Below are 18,462 nucleotides of genomic sequence, written 5' to 3'. Positions count from 1 at the left end.
GCCGGGGCTGCGTGGCACCTCCCGCGGGGCGGGGGTGCGGTGACCCGGTGCGCGGCCGGGAGGGCCGCGCACCGGGTGAGGTGGTGCTGCGTCAGCGAGCGGCGGCCGCGAGCGACTCGCGAGCCTTCGCGGCGACGTTCTCGGCGGTGAAGCCGTACTCCTCGAAGAGCTTCTCGGCGGAGGCCGACGCACCGTAGTGCTCGAGCGAGACGGCACGGCCGGCGTCGCCCAGGTAGCGGTGCCAGCTGAGCGCGAGGCCCGCTTCGACGGAGACCCGTGCGCGGACTGCCGACGGGAGCACCGACTCGCGGTACGCCTCGTCCTGCTCCTCGAACCACTCGAGGCAGGGCGCCGAGACGACGCGCGTCGGGGTGCCTTCGGCCTCGAGGATCTCGCGCGCGGCGACCGCCACGTGCACCTCGGAGCCGGTCGCGAGGAGCACGACCGCGGGGGCGCCGCCCGTCGCGTCGAGCAGCGTGTACGCGCCGCGGGCGAGGCCCTCGGCGGGTGCGTAGCCCTCGACGCCGCGCGGGAACGTCGGGACGTTCTGGCGGGTGAGGATGAGCCCGACGGGCCCGTTGTCGCGCTCGAGGATCGCCTGCCACGCTGCCGCGGTCTCGTTGGCGTCCGCGGGGCGGACGATCGAGAGGCCGGGGATCGCGCGGGTCGCGGCGAGGTGCTCGACCGGCTGGTGCGTCGGGCCGTCCTCGCCGAGACCGACGGAGTCGTGCGTCCACACGTACGTGGGGGAGCACTGGGCCATCGTGCCCATGAGCGATGCGAGACGGACCGCGCCGCGCATGTAGTCCGAGAACTGGAAGAACGTGCCGCCATAGGGCCGCGTGAGCCCGTAGAGGGCGATGCCCGAGAGGATCGCGCCCATACCGTGCTCGCGGATGCCGAAGTGCAGCGTGCGGCCGTAGGAGTCGCCCGCGAACTCGTGGCTCGAGCGATGGGCAGGGAGGAACGACGGCTCGCCGGACATCGTCGTGTTGTTCGAGCCCGCGAGGTCGGCCGAGCCGCCCCAGAGCTCGGGCAGCACGCTCGCGAGAGCCGTGAGGACCTTGCCCGACGCGGCGCGCGTCGCGACCGACGTGCCGGCCTCGAAGACGGGGAGGGCGTCGGCCCACCCCTCGGGGAGCTCGCGCGACGAGAGCCGGTCGAGGAGCGCGGCACGCTCGGGGTGCGCGGCACGCCACTCGGCGAGGCGGACGTCCCAGGCCGCGTGGGCCTCGGCGCCACGCGCGCGCAGGCCACGAGCGTGTGCGACGACCTCGTCCTCGACGTTGAACGCGACATCCGTCGGGAAGCCGAGCAGCTCCTTGAGCGACGCGACCTCGGCACCGCCGAGCTTCGAGCCGTGCGACGAGTGGTCGCCCTGCTTCGTGGGTGACGGCCAGGCGATGATCGTGCGCAGCCGGATGAACGACGGCTTCGACGTCTCCGCGACGGCCGCCGCGATCGCGGCGTCGAGCGCCGCGACGTCCTCGTGGTACTCGCCCCCGGCCGTCCAGTCGACGTCCTGCACGTGCCAGCCGTAGGCCGCGTAGCGCGCCGCGACGTCCTCGGTGAACGCGATCGACGTGTCGCCCTCGATCGAGATGCGGTTGTCGTCCCAGAGGACGACGAGGTTGCCGAGCTCCTGCGTGCCGGCGATCGAGCCGGCCTCGCTCGTCACACCCTCCTGGAGGTCGCCGTCCGACGCGATGACGAACACGCGCTGGTCGAAGAGGCTCTCACCGGGGGCTGCGTCGGGATCGAGGAGGCCGCGCACGCGGCGCTGCGCCATCGCCATGCCGACCGCGGACGCGAGGCCCTGGCCGAGCGGTCCGGTCGTGATCTCGACACCCTGCGTGTGGCCGACCTCGGGGTGGCCGGGCGTGAGAGAACCCCACGTGCGCAGCTGCTCGAGGTCCTCGAGCTCGAGGCCGAAGCCGCCGAGGTAGAGCTGGATGTACTGCGTGAGGCTCGAGTGGCCCGCGGAGAGCACGAAGCGGTCGCGACCGAGCCAGCCCGTGTCCGACGGGTCGTGCCGGAGCCAGTTCTGGTACAGCAGGTAGGCGACCGGGGCGAGCGAGATGGCGGTGCCGGGGTGCCCGTTGCCGACCTTCTCGACGGCGTCGGCAGCGAGGACGCGCGCCGTGTCGACGGCGCGTCGGTCAAGGTCGTTCCACGCGAAGGGGTGGGCGGGGGTGAACGCGTTCACCGGACCTCTTTCCTGCGGCGCGCGTGTGCGCGCCACATCATCGTGACGGTGGTGGTCTGGGGCTCGACGGTCCCAGCCTAGTTCCCTCCGGGCCGGGCGGCGGGCGGGATCCGAACGGTGGGCACCGGCTGCACCAGGGCCGGACGTCCTCGCGTGTCGTCCCGGGGTGTGCTGTGGCGCATCTGACGTGGGCGGCAGCACCCCGCGGAGCAGCACGGGACTAGCATGGGGCTCATCCCTGGCACCGGGACCATCGGCCTGCGCCCCCGCACGAGCCGTCCGGTGCGGACCACGACGAACGGACCCGATCCCGCGTGCCTTCCACGACCTCGGCCACGAGCGCCGCCTCCGCGACCGGCACGGCCGCCTGGCGCACGACGGTGGGCGCTTACGTCGCCCTCACGAAGCCGCGGATCATCGAGCTCCTCCTCGTGACGACGATCCCCACGCTGTTCCTCGCGCAGGGTGGCGTGCCGCCGCTGCTGCTCGCGTTCAACACGCTCTTCGGGGGTACCCTCGCCGCGGCGAGCGCCAACGTCTTCAACTGCATCATCGACCGCGACATCGACGCGGTGATGAACCGCACAAAGAAGCGTCCGCTCGTCACGGGAGACGTCTCGGTCCGTGGCGCGTGGATCTTCGCGAGCGTCCTCGGCGTGACGTCGTTCGTGTGGCTCGCGCGCTTCGTCAACCTGCTCTCGGGCGTTCTCGGCGTCGCGGCGATCCTCCTCTACGTCGTCTTCTACACGCTCATCCTCAAGCGCCGTACGTCGCAGAACATCGTGTGGGGCGGGCTCGCGGGCTGCATGCCCGTGCTCATTGGCTGGTCCGCGGTGACGAACAGTCTCGACTGGGCGCCGTTCCTCCTCTTCGGCGTCGTCTTCTTCTGGACACCGCCGCACTACTGGCCGCTGTCGATGAAGTTCCGCAAGGACTACGCCGACGCAGGGGTGCCGATGCTCCCGGTCGTCGCGAGCGACCGACGCGTCGCGGTCGAGATGGTCCTCTACACCCTCGCGATGATTGCGTGCTCGGTCGCGCTGTGGCCCGTCGCGAGCCTCACCCCGGTCTACGGCGTCGCGGCGGTCCTCCTCGGTGGCTGGTTCCTCCTCGAGTGCGTGACGCTGCTGCGCCGCCTCAAGGACCCCGCGCTCGGCAAGCCGCGTGCGATGCGCGTCTTCCACGCGTCGATCACGTACCTCACGCTCCTGTCCGTCGCCATCGTCGGCGACGTCCTTCTGCCGTTCTGACGCGAGGCGCGCCGCGACCCGCGTAGCCTGTGCGCATGCAGACGACGCCCGGCACCGACGCCGCCCCGGAGGCGGTCGAGGTGCCGCGGGGACTCGCTGCCCCCCTCGCGGGCTACCTCGCGCACCTGCGTGTCGAACGTGGGCTCTCGGACAACACCCTCGGCGCCTACCGTCGTGATCTCGAGCGTTTCGTCGCGCACGTCGCGATCCAGGGTGCCGCGACGCCGACCGACCTCACCCGCGAGCTCGTCGAGGGGTACGTCGAGGTGCTGAGGACGGGGTCCGACGGCCGACCGGTGCTCGCGCCGTCGTCGACGGCGCGCGCGGTCGCGTCGGTGCGCGGCTGGACGCGCTTCTGCGCGAGCGAGGGCCTCGCGGACGCCGACACCGGCTCGCGCCTCAAGCCTCCTGCGCGACCGCGCCGACTGCCACGCGCGATCCCCGTCGACGACGTGCTCGCGATCCTTGAGGCGGCGGGAGCGGGCGACGGTGAACGTCCGCTGCGCGATCGCGCGCTCCTCGAACTCGTCTACGCGACGGGCGCCCGCATCTCGGAAGCCGTCGGGCTCGACCTCGACGACGTCGAGCTCGACCCGCGCGGCTCCGCGGTGCGCCTCTTCGGCAAGGGGCGCAAGGAGCGCGTCGTCCCGCTCGGGTCGTACGCACGCGACGCCGTCGAGGCGTACGTCGTCCGGGCGCGTCCCGTTCTCGGGGCGCGTGGCACCGGCATCCCTGCGCTCTTCCTCAACACGCGCGGCCGTCGCCTCTCGCGGCAGAGCGCGTGGGCGGTGCTGCGCGACGCCGCGCAGCGCGCGGGGATCGCGCACGCCGACGCCGTCTCGCCGCACACGCTGCGACACTCGTTCGCGACGCACCTGCTCCAGGGCGGAGCCGACGTGCGCGTCGTCCAAGAGCTGCTCGGACACGCCTCGGTGACGACGACGCAGATCTACACGCTCGTCACGCCCGACGCTCTGCGTGAGATGTACCTCACGTCGCACCCTCGCGCCCTGGGCTGAACGCGCCGCGGCCGTCACGTCGTGCGGTGTGCCGGGCCGCGTGGCTCCGCGGGTCGTGGGCCTCGCTGCGTTACCGTGGGACGGTGAGCAGCCAGGAGCCCGGGACCAGCGTGACGACGACCGACGAGACGGACGCCGTCGGACGTCCCATGCCGCAGTTCCCGGAGCCGGCCGTCCTCTTCGGCCACGGGCCGGCGCGCATCATCGCGATGTGCAACCAGAAGGGCGGCGTCGGCAAGACGACGACGACGATCAACCTCGGCGCGTGCCTCGCGGAGCTCGGGCGTCGCGTGCTCATCGTCGACTTCGACCCGCAGGGCGCGGCGTCGGTCGGCCTCGGGGTCAACGCCAACGAGCTTGACCTCACGATCTACAACCTCCTCATGGACCGCTCGGCGGACATCACGGAGATCATTCGGCCCACCGCGATCGAGAACCTCGACGTCCTGCCCGCGAACATCGATCTCTCCGCGGCGGAGGTTCAGCTCGTCGGCGAGGTCGCCCGCGAGTCCGTCCTCGCCCGCGTGCTGCGACCCGTGCTCGACGACTACGACGTTGTCCTCGTCGACTGCCAGCCGTCGCTCGGCCTCCTCACGGTCAACGCGCTCACAGCCGCGCACGGTGTACTCATCCCGCTCGAGTGCGAGTTCTTCGCGTTGCGCGGCGTCGCGCTTCTCATCGAGACGATCGAGAAGGTCCGTGACCGGCTCAACCCGCGGCTCGAGATCGACGGCATCGTGGCGACGATGTACGACGCCCGCACGCTCCACGCGCGCGAGGTCGTCGAGCGGGTCCACGAGGCGTTCGGTGACAACCTGCTCCACACGGTGATCTCCCGGACCGTGAAGTTCCCGGACGCGTCGGTCGCGGCCGAGCCCATCACGACATATGCGCCGTCGCACGCCGGGGCGCACGCCTACCGTCAGCTCGCGCGCGAGCTCATCGCGCGCGGCGACGCCGCCTGAGCCTCGTGACGGCTGGCGCGGAGGCCGTGACGGGTGTCGCGGCGGGCGTCGCCGACGGCGCGCCCGAGGACCGCGCGTTCCATGTGCGACTCGACAACTTCGAGGGTCCGTTCGACCTGCTGCTCTCGCTCATCTCCAAGCATCGTCTCGACATCACGGAGATTGCCCTCGCTCGCGTGACGGACGAGTTCATCGCGTACATCCGGGCGCAGGACGTGGCCGCGCGCGAGGCCGAGGCTGCGGGCCGCACGCTGCGCGGCTGGGACCTGTCGACGGCGTCGGAGTTCCTCGTCGTCGCCGCGACTCTGCTCGACCTCAAGGCCGCGCGCCTCCTGCCGTCGGGCGAGGTCGAGGACGCCGAGGACCTCGAACTTCTCGAGGCACGCGACCTCCTCTTCGCCCGGCTGCTCCAGTACCGGGCGTACAAGGACGTCTCGCACGCCTTTGCGGAGCGGTTCGCCCGCGAGGGGCGCAGCGTGCCGCGCTCGGTCGGCCTCGAGCCCGAGCATGCGACGCTCCTTCCCGAGCTCGTATGGACGCTCGGCCCCGAGGGGCTCGCGCTGCTCGCGGCGCGTGCGCTCGCACCCAAGGCGCCGCCGCCCGGCGTCGACGTCTCGCACCTGCACGGTTCGGTCGTCACGGTGCGGGAGCAGGCCGCGATCCTTGTCGATCGGCTGCGCCGCGCGGGCACGCTGTCGTTCCGGACGCTCACGCAGGACGCGGACGGCACGCTTGTCGTCGTCGTGCGATTCCTTGCGCTGCTCGAGCTCTTCCGCGACGGGGCGGTCGCGCTCGACCAGGCCGGGGCGCTCGGCGAGCTCACGGTGAAGTGGCTCCGCGGGGCCGACGGCCCCGCGGCCGACGAGCTCGTCGCAGCCATGACGATCGACGAGTTCGACGGCGGGCGCGACGGCGACGCTCCGACGCCCGACATCGCCGCGGGGACGGACGGCAGCACGACGACGGAGGAGCACGGATGACGACGGAACCGACGACGGACCCGGACGCACCCGACGGGCGGGACGCGGGGGACGGCCCAGAGACCGACGTTCGCGACTTGCCCGGAGGGGCGCGTGCGGCGCTCGAGGCCGTGCTCATGGTCGTCGACGAGCCTGTGAGCACCGTGAGGCTCGCCACGGCGACGGGCCTGCCGGTCGACGAGACCGCCGAGATCCTCGACGACCTCGCGGCCGAGTACCGCGACCCTGCGATGCCGCGCGGCTTCGTGCTGCGCGAGGTCGCGGGAGGCTGGCGGCTGTTCTCCTCGCCCGTGTTCGCGGACGTCGTGGGGAGGTTCGTGCTCGAGGGTCAGACGGCGCGTCTCACGCAGGCCGCGCTCGAGACGCTCGCGATCGTCGCGTACCGGCAGCCGGTGACACGCGGGCAGGTCTCGGCGGTCCGTGGTGTGAACGTCGACGGTGTCATGCGTACCCTGGTAGCGCGAGGTCTCGTCGACGAGGTCGGCACCGACCCCACGACGGGCGCCCATCTCTACGGGACGACCGGCTCCTTCCTGGAGCGCATGGGGATGACTTCGCTCGACGATCTTCCGCCGCTCGCGCCCTACCTGCCGGATCTCGACGTCCTCGACGACGTCGACGGCACGGGCGCACCGGCGACACCGGCCGGCACCGTGCCGGCCACCCAGAACGAGGAGCAGCAGTGAGCAGCAGCAGCACGGGTCGCGGCGGACGCGGCAGCACCGGCGGGGCCGGGGGCGGCCGCGGCGCCGGTCGTGGCCAGGGCGGCGGCCAGCAGGGGCGTGGCGGCGCACAGAGCGGCCGCGGCGGGTCCGCGGGCGGCCGCGGCGACGGCCAGGGCGGGCGCCCGGGGCAGTCCGGTGGGCGCTCGGGCCAGCAGGCAGGCCGCCCTGGCAAGGGCGGACGCCCCAGCCAGCCTGGCCGCTCCGCCGCGCCCGCGCGCGGGCAGCGTCTTGGCGCGCCCGTCGGGCAGCGTCGTGCCCCCGTCGAGCGTGAGCGCCCGGCGCCCGTGAGCGACGTTCACGTCGCCGACGGCGTCCGTCTTCAGAAGGTCCTTGCCGATGCGGGGCTCGGCTCGCGTCGCGCGTGCGAGCGACTCATCGAGGAGGGGCGTGTCGAGGTCGACGGCCAGATCGTCATGGAGCTCGGCGTGCGCATCGACCCGGCGCGGCAGAGCGTGCACGTCGACGGTCTGCGGCTCGAGCTCGACACGGCGAAGGTGACGATTGTCTTCAACAAGCCCAAGCATGTCGTCTCGTCGATGGACGACCCGGAGGGACGACGTAGCCTCGCCGAGTTCTTCGCCAATCGTTCCGAGCGCCTCTTCCACGTCGGGCGTCTCGATTACGACTCCGAGGGGCTGCTGCTCCTCACGAACGACGGCGAACTCGCGAACCGCCTCACGCACCCGCGCTACGGCGTCGACAAGACGTACGTCGTCGAGGTCCAGGGGCGCGTGACGCCCAAGGTGGGGGAGCAGCTCGTCCACGGCGTCGACCTCGACGACGGGTTCGCGCGGATCGACCGCTTCCAGATCCTCGACGTCACGCCCCAGGCGAGCCTCGTCGAGGTCGTGCTCCACGAGGGTCGCAACCGCATCGTGCGCCGCATGTTCGACGCGGTCGGCCACCCGGTCGTGCGCCTCGTCCGCACGCAGATGGGTCCCATCCGTCTCGCGGACCTGCCGCCGGGGCGTCACCGCGTCCTCGGCCAGGTCGAGCTCGGCACCCTCATGAAGTCCGTCGGGCTCTGACAACCCGTCCCGTTCCGCTGCGTGCCCGACACGCGCCTCGCACTCCCGTGGAGACCACCATGTCCCAGCCCGTCGTCGTCGCGATCGACGGACCCTCCGGGTCCGGCAAGTCGAGCGTCTCGCGTGAGGTGGCCCGCCGCCTCGGACTCGCCTACCTCGACACGGGGGCGATGTACCGAGCCGCGACGTGGTGGTGCCTGCGTTCGGAGATCGACCTCGCGGACACGGACGCGGTCGCAGCCGCCGTGCGTGCGATGCCCCTCGACCAAGGGGTCGACCCGAGCGTCGAGAAGCTCGAGGTCGACGGCGCCGACGTGCGCGCCGACATCCGTGAGACGTGGATCTCCGAGAAGGTGAGCGCGGTCGCGACGAACCTCGACGTCCGCGCCGAGCTGCGGCGGCTGCAGCGCGAGGCCATCGCGGGTCAGACGGTCCCGGGGTCGTTCTCCGAGGGGCGGGGCATCGTCGCGGAGGGTCGCGACATCACGACGGTCGTTGCCCCCGACGCGGACGTGCGCGTGCTCCTCACTGCGAGCGAGGAGGCGCGGCTCGCCCGCCGCGCGAAGGAGCTCCACGGTGCTGCCGACGCGGCCGCGGTCGACGCGACGCGCGATCAGGTGCTGCGCCGCGACCGTGACGACTCGACCGTCGTCGAGTTCCAGGTCGCTGCCGACGGTGTCGTGACGGTCGACTCATCCGACCTCGACCTCGAGCAGACCGTCGATGCGGTCTTGGACGTCGTCGCCCGGCTCACGGGCGCACGCCCCCGGGCATGAAGCGGGAGGGCGCCCCGGCGCCCGAGGCCGCGCGTCGCGGACGACCGATCGGACGGTTCCTCGCTCACGGCGTGTGGGCGACGAGCGTCGTCGGCGTCGAGCACGTCCCTGCCGAGGGCCCCGTCATCCTCGCGGCCAATCACATCGGTCTCCTCGACGGGCCGCTGTTCTACGGCGTCTCGCCACGCCCCGCGCACCTGCTCGTCAAGCAGGCGGCGTTCCGCGGGCCTGTCGGCGCGCTGCTGCGCTGGTCGGGGCAGATCCCCGTCGACGCCGAGAGCGGGGGTCGGGCGGCGCTCGCGCTCGGCCTCGAAGTGCTCCGCCGCGGAGACGTCCTCGGCATCTTCCCCGAGGGGCACCGCGGTCGTGGCGACGCCGGTGCGCTCCGCGGCGGTGCGGTGTGGCTCGCGCTCACGTCGGGGGCTCCCGTCGTCCCGGTCGCGATCCTCGGGACGCGGCGGACAGGACGGGGCGCGGGGTCGCTGCCACGCCCGCGGGCGCGTCTCGTCGTCGAGATGGGGGAGCCCGTCGTCGTCGCGCGGGTGCCCGGCCGCAGCGGACGTGAAGCCCTCGACGACGGCACGAGAGCCGTCGCGGACGCGTTGCGCGCCACGGTCGCCCGGGCCGTCGCACGCACGGGCATCACCCTGCCCGACGACGACGCCGTGCCGGCCCCGGCACCCCGCCGCGCGAACCCCTGACCTCACTCCCCACCAGGCTCGTCGCGTCGCGCCGCTGCCGGAGCGTTCGGGACAGACGTGGCCCCGATGGACGGGCTGCAGGGCCGTGTGGCGAGCCCGACGCCGCCCACGGTCGTGCAAGGTCCGCGAGCCTGGGAGAATAGTGCCCATGACCACTCCCGAGCACACGCTGCCCGAGCCCGACGAGACCCCGCAGGACGCGATCCTCGCGGACGACCCGGGTGACGTCGACGCCGACAACCAACGTGCCGACGCGTTGCGCGCCGGGCTCGTGGACTACGACCTCGCCGACGAGGACCTCGCGCTCCTCGGGCTCGACGACGACGACCTCGTCGCGGTCCAAGCCGCGCAGGCGCTTCCGGTCCTCGCGGTCGTTGGGCGTCCGAACGTCGGAAAGTCGACGCTCGTCAACCGCATCCTGGGTCGCCGTGAGGCCGTCGTCGAGGACAAGCCCGGCGTGACACGCGACCGCGTGAGCTATGAGGCGGAGTGGTCCGGGCGGCACTTCATGCTCGTCGACACGGGAGGCTGGGAGACGGACGTCGCGGGGATCGACGCGGCCGTCGCACGCCAGGCCGAGGTCGCGGTCGAGCTCGCGGACGCCGTTGTCTTCGTCGTCGACGCGTCCGTCGGTGCGACCGCGACCGACGAGCACGTCGTGCGTCTCCTGCGCCGGGCTGGCAAGCCGGTCGTCCTGGCGGCGAACAAGGTCGACGGTCCGCGCGGCGAGGCCGACGCGGCCGCGCTGTGGAGCCTCGGGCTCGGGGAGCCGCACCCTGTCTCCGCGCTCCACGGGCGCGGCACGGGCGACCTTCTCGACGCTGCGATGCGCAAGCTTCCGCTCGAGACGCAGCACGGCGTCGCCCGGCCTGACGGGCCGCGTCGTGTCGCGCTCGTCGGTCGTCCCAATGTCGGCAAGTCGTCGCTCCTCAACAAGGTGGCGGGGAGCCAGCGCGTCGTCGTCGACGACACCGCTGGTACGACGCGGGACCCCGTCGACGAGCTCATCGAGCTCAAGGGACGCACCTGGTGGTTCGTCGACACCGCGGGCATCCGACGCCGGGTCCACCAGACGTCCGGCGCCGACTTCTACGCGTCCCTCCGCACGCAGGCTGCGATCGAGAAGGCCGAGGTCGCGGTCGTGCTCATCGACGCGTCCGTCGAGATGAGCGAGCAGGACATCCGCGTCGTCCAGCAGGTCATCGACGCCGGGCGGGCGCTCGTCATCGCCTACAACAAGTGGGACCTCATGGACGACGAGCGGCGCAAGTATCTCGAGCGCGAGATCGAGCGCGAGCTCGTCCAGGTGCCGTGGGCGCCGCGCGTCAACATCTCCGCGCGGACCGGCTGGCACGCCGAGAAGCTCGTGCCCGCGCTTGAGACCGCGCTCGAGAGTTGGGACCGTCGGATCCCGACGGGCCGCCTCAACGCATTTCTCGGCGAGCTCGTCGCGGCGCACCCGCACCCGCTGCGGGGCGGCAAGCAGCCGCGTGTGCTCTTCGCGACGCAGGTCTCGACGCGTCCGCCGCGCTTCGTCATCTTCGCGTCGGGTTTCATCGACGCCGGCTACCGCCGCTTCATCGAGAGGAAGCTCCGCGAGACCTTCGGCTTCGAGGGCACGCCCATCGAGATTTCGGTGCGTGTCCGGGAGAAGCGCAAGCACTGACCGACTGTCCCTGCTGATCCCGACGCGGTCAGCGCCAGGAATCCGCGCAGATGGTTGCTCCCAGCGACCATCTGCGCGGATTCCTGCGATGTGGGGGCCGGGGCTAGGCGAGGGGGATGCGGCCGCGGAGCGTGGACGGGTCCGGCACGCTGCCCGGGTCGCCGAGCTCCGCGAGGAGCTCGGTCGCACGGGCCGCGCTGTCCCAGACGTTCCACAGCATGACCCCGCGCAGCGCACCGTCGTCGGAGACGTGGTAGATCACGCCCGCGTCGCCCGGGGTCCCGGGGGCCCAGTCCTCGACGAGCGTCAGCCGCGCGTCGAGCGTGCCGACCGCCTCCCAGCCGTCGTCGAACCAGTCCGAGTAGAAGAACGGCGTGTGCGTGTGCGGCTCGGCCGCGTGCCCGAGCCGCTCGGCCGCGTTCGCGCGCCCCGCGCTGCGCCCCGTCGCGTGAGCGTTATCGACGTGCTCGACACGCACGCGCCCGAGCACAGGGTCGGGGTAGCGTGCGACGTCGCCCGCTGCACGGACGTACGAGTCTGACGTGAGGAGCGTCGCGTCGACGGCGACGCCGTCGTCGACGTCGAGCCCGGCACTGCGGGCGAGATCGTCAGCAGGCGTGATGCCGAGCCCGACGACGATCGCGTCCGACTCGACCCACGACGCGTCGTCGAGCACGAGCACGGGACCTGCGCCCGGCGCCCCGCGCTCTGCCGTCACCGCGCGTCGGTGCGAGAGAATCTCGACGCCGCGGGAGCGCAGGCCCTCCTCGAGCCGGTCGACGAGCACGGGCGGCACGAGATGCGCGGCCGGACGGTCCTGCGTGACGACGAGCGTGACGCGCGCCGCCGAGAGCGCGAGGCCGCACGCGAGCTCGATGCCGATGTAGCCGCCTCCCACGACGACGATGTGCCGGCCCGCGTCCGCAAGCTCGCGCACCCTGCGGTAGTCGCCGAGCGACCGGAACGTGAGGACCCCCGGCACGGGCTCGGACGTGAGCGTGCGTGGGGTGCCACCCGTCGCGAGGACGAGCCGGTCGTAGCGCACCTGCGCGCCGTCGTCGGTCGTCACGGTGCGGGAGGCGGTGTCGAGCGCCGTGACGGCACGTCCCGTCCGGACGGTCGCGCCCGTCGCGGCCGCCGTGCCGAGGTCGATCGAGGCGGGCGGGTCGGGTCGCCAGAGGTCCTTCGTGAGGGGAGGGCGGTCGTATGGCGGATCGGGCTCAGGGCCGACGACGAGGATCGTCGCGTCCGGATCGACCTCGCGGACCCCGCGCGCGGCGGCGTCCGCCGCGACACCCGCCCCCACGACGACGTGGTCGAAGCTCTCCATCGTGCACCTCCTTGGTTCGTCACTGCTCGTCACGGTACGCCTGACCTGTGCCTGCCGCCCGTCACGGTGACGTTCCCCACTCGGGACCGTCGTCGACCCCGTGCGCCCGGGGCGGGTGGGACCATGGAGCACGTGGCCGGCACCCCAGAGCGAAGCCTCGTTCACCACCCCGACTTTCGACGTCTGTGGGTCGCCGACGCCCTCGCGCAGGTCGGCGCCCAACTGACGGCGCTCGCGCTGCCCGTCTACGCCGTGACGACGCTCGGCGCAACCGCCCTCCAGATGGGCTACCTCACCTCCGCGCAGACGGCGGCGTTCCTCGTCGTCGGCCTGCCCGCCGGCGCGTGGGTCGACCGTATGCGCAAGCGTTCCGTGCTCATCTGGGCCGACGTCATCCGCGGCCTCGTCCTCGCGGCCGTCGTCGTCCTCGCGAGCGTCGGCCTTGGCTCCATGCCGATGCTCTACGCCGCAGGTCTCGTCATCTCGGTCGCGACCGTCTTCTTCGACGTCGCGCACCTCTCCTACGTCCCCGGGCTCGTCGGGCTCTCGAAGGTCTCCGAGGGCAACACGAAACTCCAGGCGACCTACTCCGTCGCGGCGGTCGCCGTGCCGGCCGTCGGCGGGTCGCTCCTCAAGGTGCTCGCGGCGCCCGTGCTCATCAGCGTCAACGTCGTCACGTACGTCGCGTCCGTCGGGTTCCTCGCCCGCATCCGCAAGGTCGAGACCCTGCCGCCCAAGGACTCCCACCTGCCGCTCGGGCCGGCGATTGCCGAGGGGCTGCGCTTCATCACGCGCACCCCGATGCTCAACAGGCTCGTCTACTCGACGGGCGTGAGCGCACTGTTCTCGACGATGGGATGGTCGATGATCATCTACTACGTCGTCACGACCCTCGACCTAGGTGCGGACGCGATCGGTGTCGTCATGTCGGCGAGCGCCGTCGGCGGGATCCTCGGCGCGGTGACCTCGCGCCGCGCGACCGACGTCATCGGTGAGGGCCGCATCATCGCGTTCTCGGCATTCCTCACGCCGTTCCTCTTCGCGGCGATCCCGCTCGCGTCGACGTTCATGGACATGGGCGTCGACGCGCGCATCCCCCTCATCGTCGGCGGCTTCCTCATGCAGGTCACGCAGACGTGGTTCAACGTCTCCCAGGTGAGCTTCCGGCAACGCCTGTGCCCGCCGTACCTGCTCGGCCGCATGAACGCGTCGTTCCGGTTCATCGTCTGGGGCGGCATGCCGATCGCGGGCGTCGTGGGAGGGCTCATCGCCGACCACTTCGGGGTCGTGACGATGCTCTGGGTGGTCGTCGTCGGGGAGGTTCTCGCGTCGCTGCCGCTCATGCTCTCGCCGTTCCGGACGATGCGGGTGCTGCCCGGGAGCCGTCAGGTCGTGACGCTCGACGACGAGCCCGACGCAGCCGACGACGCGCGCTCCTGACGAGCCGCGACGTGGTCAACGCGAGCCAGAAACTGGGGTAGTATTTCTGACGGCCCGCAAGGGCCACGGAGGTCCGTTCACGGACCTACGGGCTGTGGCGCAGCTTGGTAGCGCACTTGACTGGGGGTCAAGGGGTCGCAGGTTCAAATCCTGTCAGCCCGACGATTGTGATGTCTCAGGACATCCGCGACGGCGGACCTACGAAATTGTAGGTCCGCCGTTGTCATGTCCGGGGGCTGGTCCTCGTGGCCGTCCGGTGGGCTGGTAGTTCTTGGTCGGATCGAGGACGAGCTCGCGCAGGATCTCGCCGGTGGTGGCGTCGATGACGATGATGTCGAGGTCCTGGACGAGCATGCGGACGTAGGTTCCGGCGTGGGTTCGGCCGATGCCGATGTGGTGGAGCTTGTTGTTGTGGCGCAGTGTCACGACCCCTGATTTGTCGATCCGATCGGTGCGGACCCTGTCGTGGGTGTCGCGGGATCGGTCGCGTGAGGGGCGTGCTTTGGGGCGGGCGCTGTAGGCCGCGGCAGGTGTGGCGCGATGCTCGAGGGAGCGGTGCGGCCTGTTCTCGTTGTATTCCTGGGCGAAGCGATCTATGAACTGTTGCAGCTCGGCGATGGAGGCCGGTTGTGGGTCCTGGGCGCGGAGCCACTTCTTCATCGTCTGCTGGAAGCGTTCGACCTTGCCGCAGGTGGTGGGGTGGTTGGGTCGGGAGTTCTTCTGCTTGATGCCGCGGGCGCGTAGCTCGGTCTCGAGCCGGGTGCGGCCTCCGGGCCTGGAGGCGAGACGGACGGTGTAGACCATGCCGTTGTCGGTGAGGGTGGAGGCCGGGAAGCCGTACTGGCCTGCGGCTTTGGTGAACGTGGAGTGCACGATCGCGGCCGTGATGCGTCGGTGGGCGGAGATGTGCAGGGCCATGCGGGAGTGGTCGTCGAGCCAGGTGATGATCTCGACGTCGGCTCCGGGAGTGCCTGCGGGGCTGGTGAGCCGGTAGTGGGTGAAGTCGGACTGCCAGGTCTCGTTGGGCAGGTCGGCTGCAAAGCGGACCCAGGAGGATCGGGGGCGCTTGGACGGGTCGGGCGTGCGGGCATCGTGGCGGGCGAGGACGCGGTTGATGGTGGCTCGGGAGACGGCCGTGGCGTGGTGATGCGCGAGGTGCCAGCCGATGGTGTCGGCGCCGGCGTCCAGGCCGCGTCCGGTGAGGTCTGCTCGCAGGGCGAGGATGAGGTCGATGGTGGCTGTCGGCGTGGTGCTGGGGACGTGGTGGGGCCGCCGGGAACGAGGTTCGAGTGCGGCGTCACCTTCGGCCTCGTAGCGGGCCTTGAGCCGGTAGACCCAGGAGCGGTGCACGCCGTAGCGCGCGGCGATCTCGGCGACGGTGAGTCGTTCGGTGAGAAGCGCGGTGAGGACGATCTTGGCTTTGGACATGGCTGAGCATCCGCCGCACGGGCGGTGTCGTCGATGTCGTGAGACATGGTGTCGCGGATGTCTTGAGACACCTGTCGCGGATGTGCTGAGCCATCACACTGTCAGCCCGACGTTTGCCCAGGTGAGAATCAGTTTCTCACCTGGGCTTCGTCGTTTCTCGGACCAGGGGCCGGCACGGGCCGGCCCGTCAGCGGTCGCACTCACAGACGAGGTTCCACTCGACGACCTGCTCGTCGAGTTGCGCCCAGGCCTCGGCCTCGGCGCGGTCGCGGAACTCCCGCGGTGCGAGGCGCCCGTTCGCCATGAGGACACCGACGACGATCTGCTCGCGCGGGTCCACCCAGGCCGGGGTTGCGTGGTGCTTCGACATGGCAGGTTCCCTTCCTCGTGCTGTGTTCCCAGTGTCCCACCCGTGTCGAGCATGCCGACGGAGCTGCCGGACGGGGAGGCGCTCAGCGGAGCAGGTCGCGCGTGCTCGCGCCGGGCGTGAGGTCGAGGCGACGCAGCAGCTGGGCGTTGAGCGCGACGACGACGGTCGAGGCAGACATGAGGATCGCGCCGACGCTCATCGGCAGGACGAACCCGAGCGGTGCGAGGACGCCTGCGGCGAGCGGCACCGCGAGGAGGTTGTAGCCGGCGGCCCACCAAAGGTTCTGCTGCATCTTCCGGTACGACGCCCGTGAGAGGGCGACGACGGAGAGGATGGAGCGCGGGTCGGAGCTCGCGAGCACGACGCCTGCGGAGCCGATGGCGACGTCCGTGCCGGCGCCGATCGCGATGCCGGCGTCGGCTGCCGCGAGCGCGGGGGCGTCGTTGACGCCGTCGCCGACCATCGCGACCGTGCGGCCCTCGGCGCGGAGGTCGGTGACGAGCGCGGCCTTGTCCTCGGGGCGGACGCCGGCGTAGACCCGGTCGATGCCGAGCGAGGTGGCGACGTGCTCGGCGACCGCGCGGGCGTCGCCCGTCACCATGACGACCTCGGCGCCGACGGCGTGCAGGGCGTCGATCGCCTCGCGGGAAGTCTCTCGGACCTGGTCCGCGAGCCGCAGCGCGCCGACCACGGCACCGTCGAGCAGGACGTGGAGGATGATTGCGCCCTCGGTGTGCCAGGGTGCGACGGCATCGAGCTCGTCGAGCCCGGACTGCGCGAGGAGGTGGGGCCCGCCGACCTCGACGACCCGGCCGTCGACGATTGCGCGGACGCCGACGGCGGGCGACGACGTGAAGTCCGTGGCCGTAGGGATGTCGAGCCCGCGCGTGCGGGCAGCGCCGACGATCGCGGTCGCGAGCGGGTGCTCGCTGTCCGTCTCGGCCGCGGCCGCGAGCGCGAGGACGTGCGCCTCGTCGTGACCGCCTGCTGGAGCGACGGCTGTGACGGTCGGCTCACCCTTGGTGAGGGTGCCCGTCTTGTCGAGCAGCACGGTGTTGACGGTGTGCATGCGCTCGAGCGCGAGGCGGTCCTTGACGAGGACGCCGCCGCGGGCAGCGCGCTCGGTCGCGATCGACACGACGAGCGGAATGGCGAGGCCGAGCGCGTGGGGGCACGCGATGACGAGGACGGTGATGGTGCGGACGACGGCGTCGTCGGGCAGGCCGGCGAACGACCAGACGATCGCCGTGAGCGCGGCGGAGCCGAGCGCGAACCAGAAGAGCCAGCCGGCGGCCCTGTCGGCGAGGCGCTGCGCGTGGGACGACGAGGCCTGGGCGTCGGCGACGAGGCGGCCGATGCCTGCGAGCGTGGTGTCGTCGCCCGTCGCGGTGACCTCGACGCGCAGGCCGGAGTCGGTCGCGACGGTTCCGGCGGTGACGTGGTCGCCGGCCTTGCGCCTCACGGCGCGGGACTCACCCGTGATCATCGACTCGTCGACGTGCGCCGCCCCGTCGACGATGCGGCCGTCGGCGGGGACCGAGGCGCCCGGTCGGACGAGGACGACGTCGCCGACCTGCAGGTCGACGGGGGAGACCTGCACGACGTCGTCGCCCTCGATGCGTTCGGCAGCGTCGGGCAGGAGCGCCGCGAGCGAGCCGAGGGCGGACGTCGTCTGCGCGAGCGAGCGCATCTCGATCCAGTGGCCGAGCAGCATGATGACGACGAGGAGCGCGAGCTCCCACCAGAAGTCGAGGCTGTGGTCGAGGATGCCGAGGGTCGCGCCCCACGACGCCAGGAACGCGACCGTGAGCGCGAGCCCGACGAGGAGCATCATGCCGGGGCTACGACGGCGGACCTCGTCGGCCGCACCGGTGAGGAAGGGCTGGCCGCCCCACAGGTACATGACGGTACCGAGGACGGGCGAGACCCAGGAGAGCGGGTCGGTATGCGGCAGGTCGTAGCCGACGAGGTCGGCGAACATGCCGCTGAGCGCGACGGTCGGCACTGCGAGGACGAGCATGATCCAGAAGAGGCGGCGGAACTGGCCTGCGTGGTCGCCGTGACCGGCGTGACCTCCCGGGGCGTCGTGGTCCGCGTGGCCCTGGTGGTCGCGGTGCGTCGCCCGGCCGCCGTGGGCTGCGTGGTCGCCATGACTGGGTTGCGTCCCGTGCGCGTCATGTGCCTCGAGCCCGGGATGGTTCCCGGTGCTGCCGGAGGTGTGCTCATGGGGGCTCATGGCCCGAAGGTATACCCCGGGAGGGTATCTCGCAAGGGCTGCTGCGCACGTAAATCTCTCGCCCCCGCTCCCAGGCTTCGATACGGTCGACCGCGGCGCACCCCAGCGCCCCGACGCGAAGGAACGCACCATGACCCGCACGACGACCGAACGGCTTACGAGCCGCAACCTCGTCGTGCCCACAGACGCAAAGCGACCGTCCTCCCAGGACGACCCGCCCCCGTTCCGCCCCGCTCACAGACCTGCCTGACGACCCCGTCATCACCGTCGAGAGCCGCCCCGGAGCACCCGCTCCGCGGCGGCTCTCGGCGTTCCACCCCCCCCGGCACCACCCGATCACCG

General features: G+C 71.9%; 15 protein-coding genes and 1 tRNA gene. 11 read left to right on the top strand and 5 right to left on the bottom strand.

Annotated elements, in window-relative coordinates; all coding sequences use genetic code 11:
- Positions 1-91: 91 nt before the first annotated feature.
- A complete protein-coding gene (gene tkt, locus C1729_RS03825; RefSeq protein WP_102508774.1) occupies positions 92-2,206 on the bottom strand; it encodes a transketolase in 2,115 nt (704 codons plus the stop codon).
- A 314-nt stretch (positions 2,207-2,520) separates the two neighbouring features.
- On the opposite strand from tkt, the gene C1729_RS03820 reads away from it, so the two are divergent.
- The 9 genes from C1729_RS03820 to der all read left to right on the top strand — a co-directional run bounded on the left by C1729_RS03820 (position 2,521) and on the right by der (position 11,316).
- Positions 2,521-3,456 carry a heme o synthase gene (locus tag C1729_RS03820; protein WP_102508773.1) on the top strand — a complete coding sequence of 312 codons (936 nt, stop codon included), beginning with the start codon at positions 2,521-2,523 and terminating at the stop codon, positions 3,454-3,456.
- Positions 3,457-3,491: 35 nt separating this feature from the next.
- On the top strand, positions 3,492-4,475 hold the full coding sequence (locus tag C1729_RS03815) for a site-specific tyrosine recombinase XerD (protein ID WP_102510498.1): 984 nt from the start codon (positions 3,492-3,494) through the stop codon (positions 4,473-4,475).
- A 149-nt stretch (positions 4,476-4,624) separates the two neighbouring features.
- Positions 4,625-5,440, top strand: coding sequence for a ParA family protein (locus C1729_RS03810; RefSeq protein WP_102510497.1), 816 nt, complete (start codon positions 4,625-4,627; stop codon positions 5,438-5,440).
- Between the two features lie 5 nt (positions 5,441-5,445).
- Positions 5,446-6,420, top strand: coding sequence for a segregation and condensation protein A (locus tag C1729_RS03805; protein ID WP_207204557.1), 975 nt, complete (start codon positions 5,446-5,448; stop codon positions 6,418-6,420).
- Positions 6,417-7,106, top strand: coding sequence for an SMC-Scp complex subunit ScpB (gene scpB / locus C1729_RS03800; protein WP_102508771.1), 690 nt, complete (start codon positions 6,417-6,419; stop codon positions 7,104-7,106). Before C1729_RS03805 ends, scpB begins: the two co-directional genes overlap by 4 nt.
- Positions 7,103-8,173, top strand: a complete 1,071-nt coding sequence (locus C1729_RS03795; RefSeq protein WP_102508770.1) for a pseudouridine synthase — start codon at positions 7,103-7,105, stop codon at positions 8,171-8,173. Before scpB ends, C1729_RS03795 begins: the two co-directional genes overlap by 4 nt.
- 59 nt (positions 8,174-8,232) lie before the next feature.
- On the top strand, positions 8,233-8,949 hold the full coding sequence (gene cmk / locus C1729_RS03790) for a (d)CMP kinase (RefSeq protein WP_102508769.1): 717 nt from the start codon (positions 8,233-8,235) through the stop codon (positions 8,947-8,949).
- Complete coding sequence (locus C1729_RS03785) at positions 8,946-9,650, top strand: lysophospholipid acyltransferase family protein (RefSeq protein WP_102508768.1); 705 nt, start codon at positions 8,946-8,948, stop codon at positions 9,648-9,650. Before cmk ends, C1729_RS03785 begins: the two co-directional genes overlap by 4 nt.
- 148 nt (positions 9,651-9,798) lie before the next feature.
- A complete protein-coding gene (gene der / locus C1729_RS03780) occupies positions 9,799-11,316 on the top strand; it encodes a ribosome biogenesis GTPase Der (RefSeq protein WP_102508767.1) in 1,518 nt (505 codons plus the stop codon).
- A gap of 103 nt (positions 11,317-11,419) precedes the next feature.
- Here der and C1729_RS03775 read toward each other — a convergent pair whose 3' ends face one another.
- On the bottom strand, positions 11,420-12,646 hold the full coding sequence (locus tag C1729_RS03775; RefSeq protein ID WP_102508766.1) for an NAD(P)/FAD-dependent oxidoreductase: 1,227 nt from the start codon (positions 12,644-12,646) through the stop codon (positions 11,420-11,422).
- 132 nt (positions 12,647-12,778) lie between these two features.
- Between C1729_RS03775 and C1729_RS03770 the strand changes: the two genes are divergently transcribed.
- Positions 12,779-14,086 carry an MFS transporter gene (locus C1729_RS03770; protein WP_242493703.1) on the top strand — a complete coding sequence of 436 codons (1,308 nt, stop codon included), beginning with the start codon at positions 12,779-12,781 and terminating at the stop codon, positions 14,084-14,086.
- A gap of 88 nt (positions 14,087-14,174) precedes the next feature.
- Positions 14,175-14,248, top strand: a tRNA-Pro gene (locus C1729_RS03765).
- Between the two features lie 36 nt (positions 14,249-14,284).
- Here the strand turns inward: C1729_RS03765 and C1729_RS03760 are convergent.
- The 3 genes from C1729_RS03760 to C1729_RS03750 form a co-directional block, all read right to left on the bottom strand.
- Positions 14,285-15,514 (bottom strand): IS481 family transposase, encoded by a 1,230-nt coding sequence (locus C1729_RS03760; RefSeq protein ID WP_102508762.1) that lies wholly within the window; start codon positions 15,512-15,514, stop codon positions 14,285-14,287.
- Positions 15,515-15,701: 187 nt separating this feature from the next.
- Positions 15,702-15,884 carry a hypothetical protein gene (locus C1729_RS03755; RefSeq protein ID WP_102508761.1) on the bottom strand — a complete coding sequence of 61 codons (183 nt, stop codon included), beginning with the start codon at positions 15,882-15,884 and terminating at the stop codon, positions 15,702-15,704.
- A gap of 82 nt (positions 15,885-15,966) precedes the next feature.
- Positions 15,967-18,120: a heavy metal translocating P-type ATPase gene (locus C1729_RS03750; protein ID WP_102508759.1), complete on the bottom strand. Its 2,154-nt coding sequence runs from the start codon at positions 18,118-18,120 to the stop codon at positions 15,967-15,969.
- Between the last annotated feature and the right edge of the window lie 342 nt (positions 18,121-18,462).

Origin of the sequence: Sanguibacter massiliensis, assembly GCF_900240335.1 — a bacterium.
Lineage (GTDB): Bacteria > Actinomycetota > Actinomycetes > Actinomycetales > Cellulomonadaceae > Flavimobilis > Flavimobilis massiliensis.
This window is presented reverse-complemented; position numbering and strand designations above follow the sequence as displayed.

Excerpts from the sequence above, each read along its gene's own strand:
- C1729_RS03815 (WP_102510498.1), top strand. The coding sequence starts at position 3,492 with ATGCAGACGACGCCCGGCACCGACGCCGCCCCGGAGGCGGTCGAGGTG.
- C1729_RS03810 (WP_102510497.1), top strand. The coding sequence starts at position 4,625 with ATGCCGCAGTTCCCGGAGCCGGCCGTCCTCTTCGGCCACGGGCCGGCG.
- scpB (WP_102508771.1), top strand. The coding sequence starts at position 6,417 with ATGACGACGGAACCGACGACGGACCCGGACGCACCCGACGGGCGGGAC.
- cmk (WP_102508769.1), top strand. The coding sequence starts at position 8,233 with ATGTCCCAGCCCGTCGTCGTCGCGATCGACGGACCCTCCGGGTCCGGC.
- C1729_RS03785 (WP_102508768.1), top strand. The coding sequence starts at position 8,946 with ATGAAGCGGGAGGGCGCCCCGGCGCCCGAGGCCGCGCGTCGCGGACGA.
- der (WP_102508767.1), top strand. The coding sequence starts at position 9,799 with ATGACCACTCCCGAGCACACGCTGCCCGAGCCCGACGAGACCCCGCAG.
- C1729_RS03775 (WP_102508766.1), bottom strand. The coding sequence starts at position 12,646 with ATGGAGAGCTTCGACCACGTCGTCGTGGGGGCGGGTGTCGCGGCGGAC.
- C1729_RS03760 (WP_102508762.1), bottom strand. The coding sequence starts at position 15,514 with ATGTCCAAAGCCAAGATCGTCCTCACCGCGCTTCTCACCGAACGACTC.
- C1729_RS03755 (WP_102508761.1), bottom strand. The coding sequence starts at position 15,884 with ATGTCGAAGCACCACGCAACCCCGGCCTGGGTGGACCCGCGCGAGCAG.
- C1729_RS03750 (WP_102508759.1), bottom strand. The coding sequence starts at position 18,120 with ATGAGCCCCCATGAGCACACCTCCGGCAGCACCGGGAACCATCCCGGG.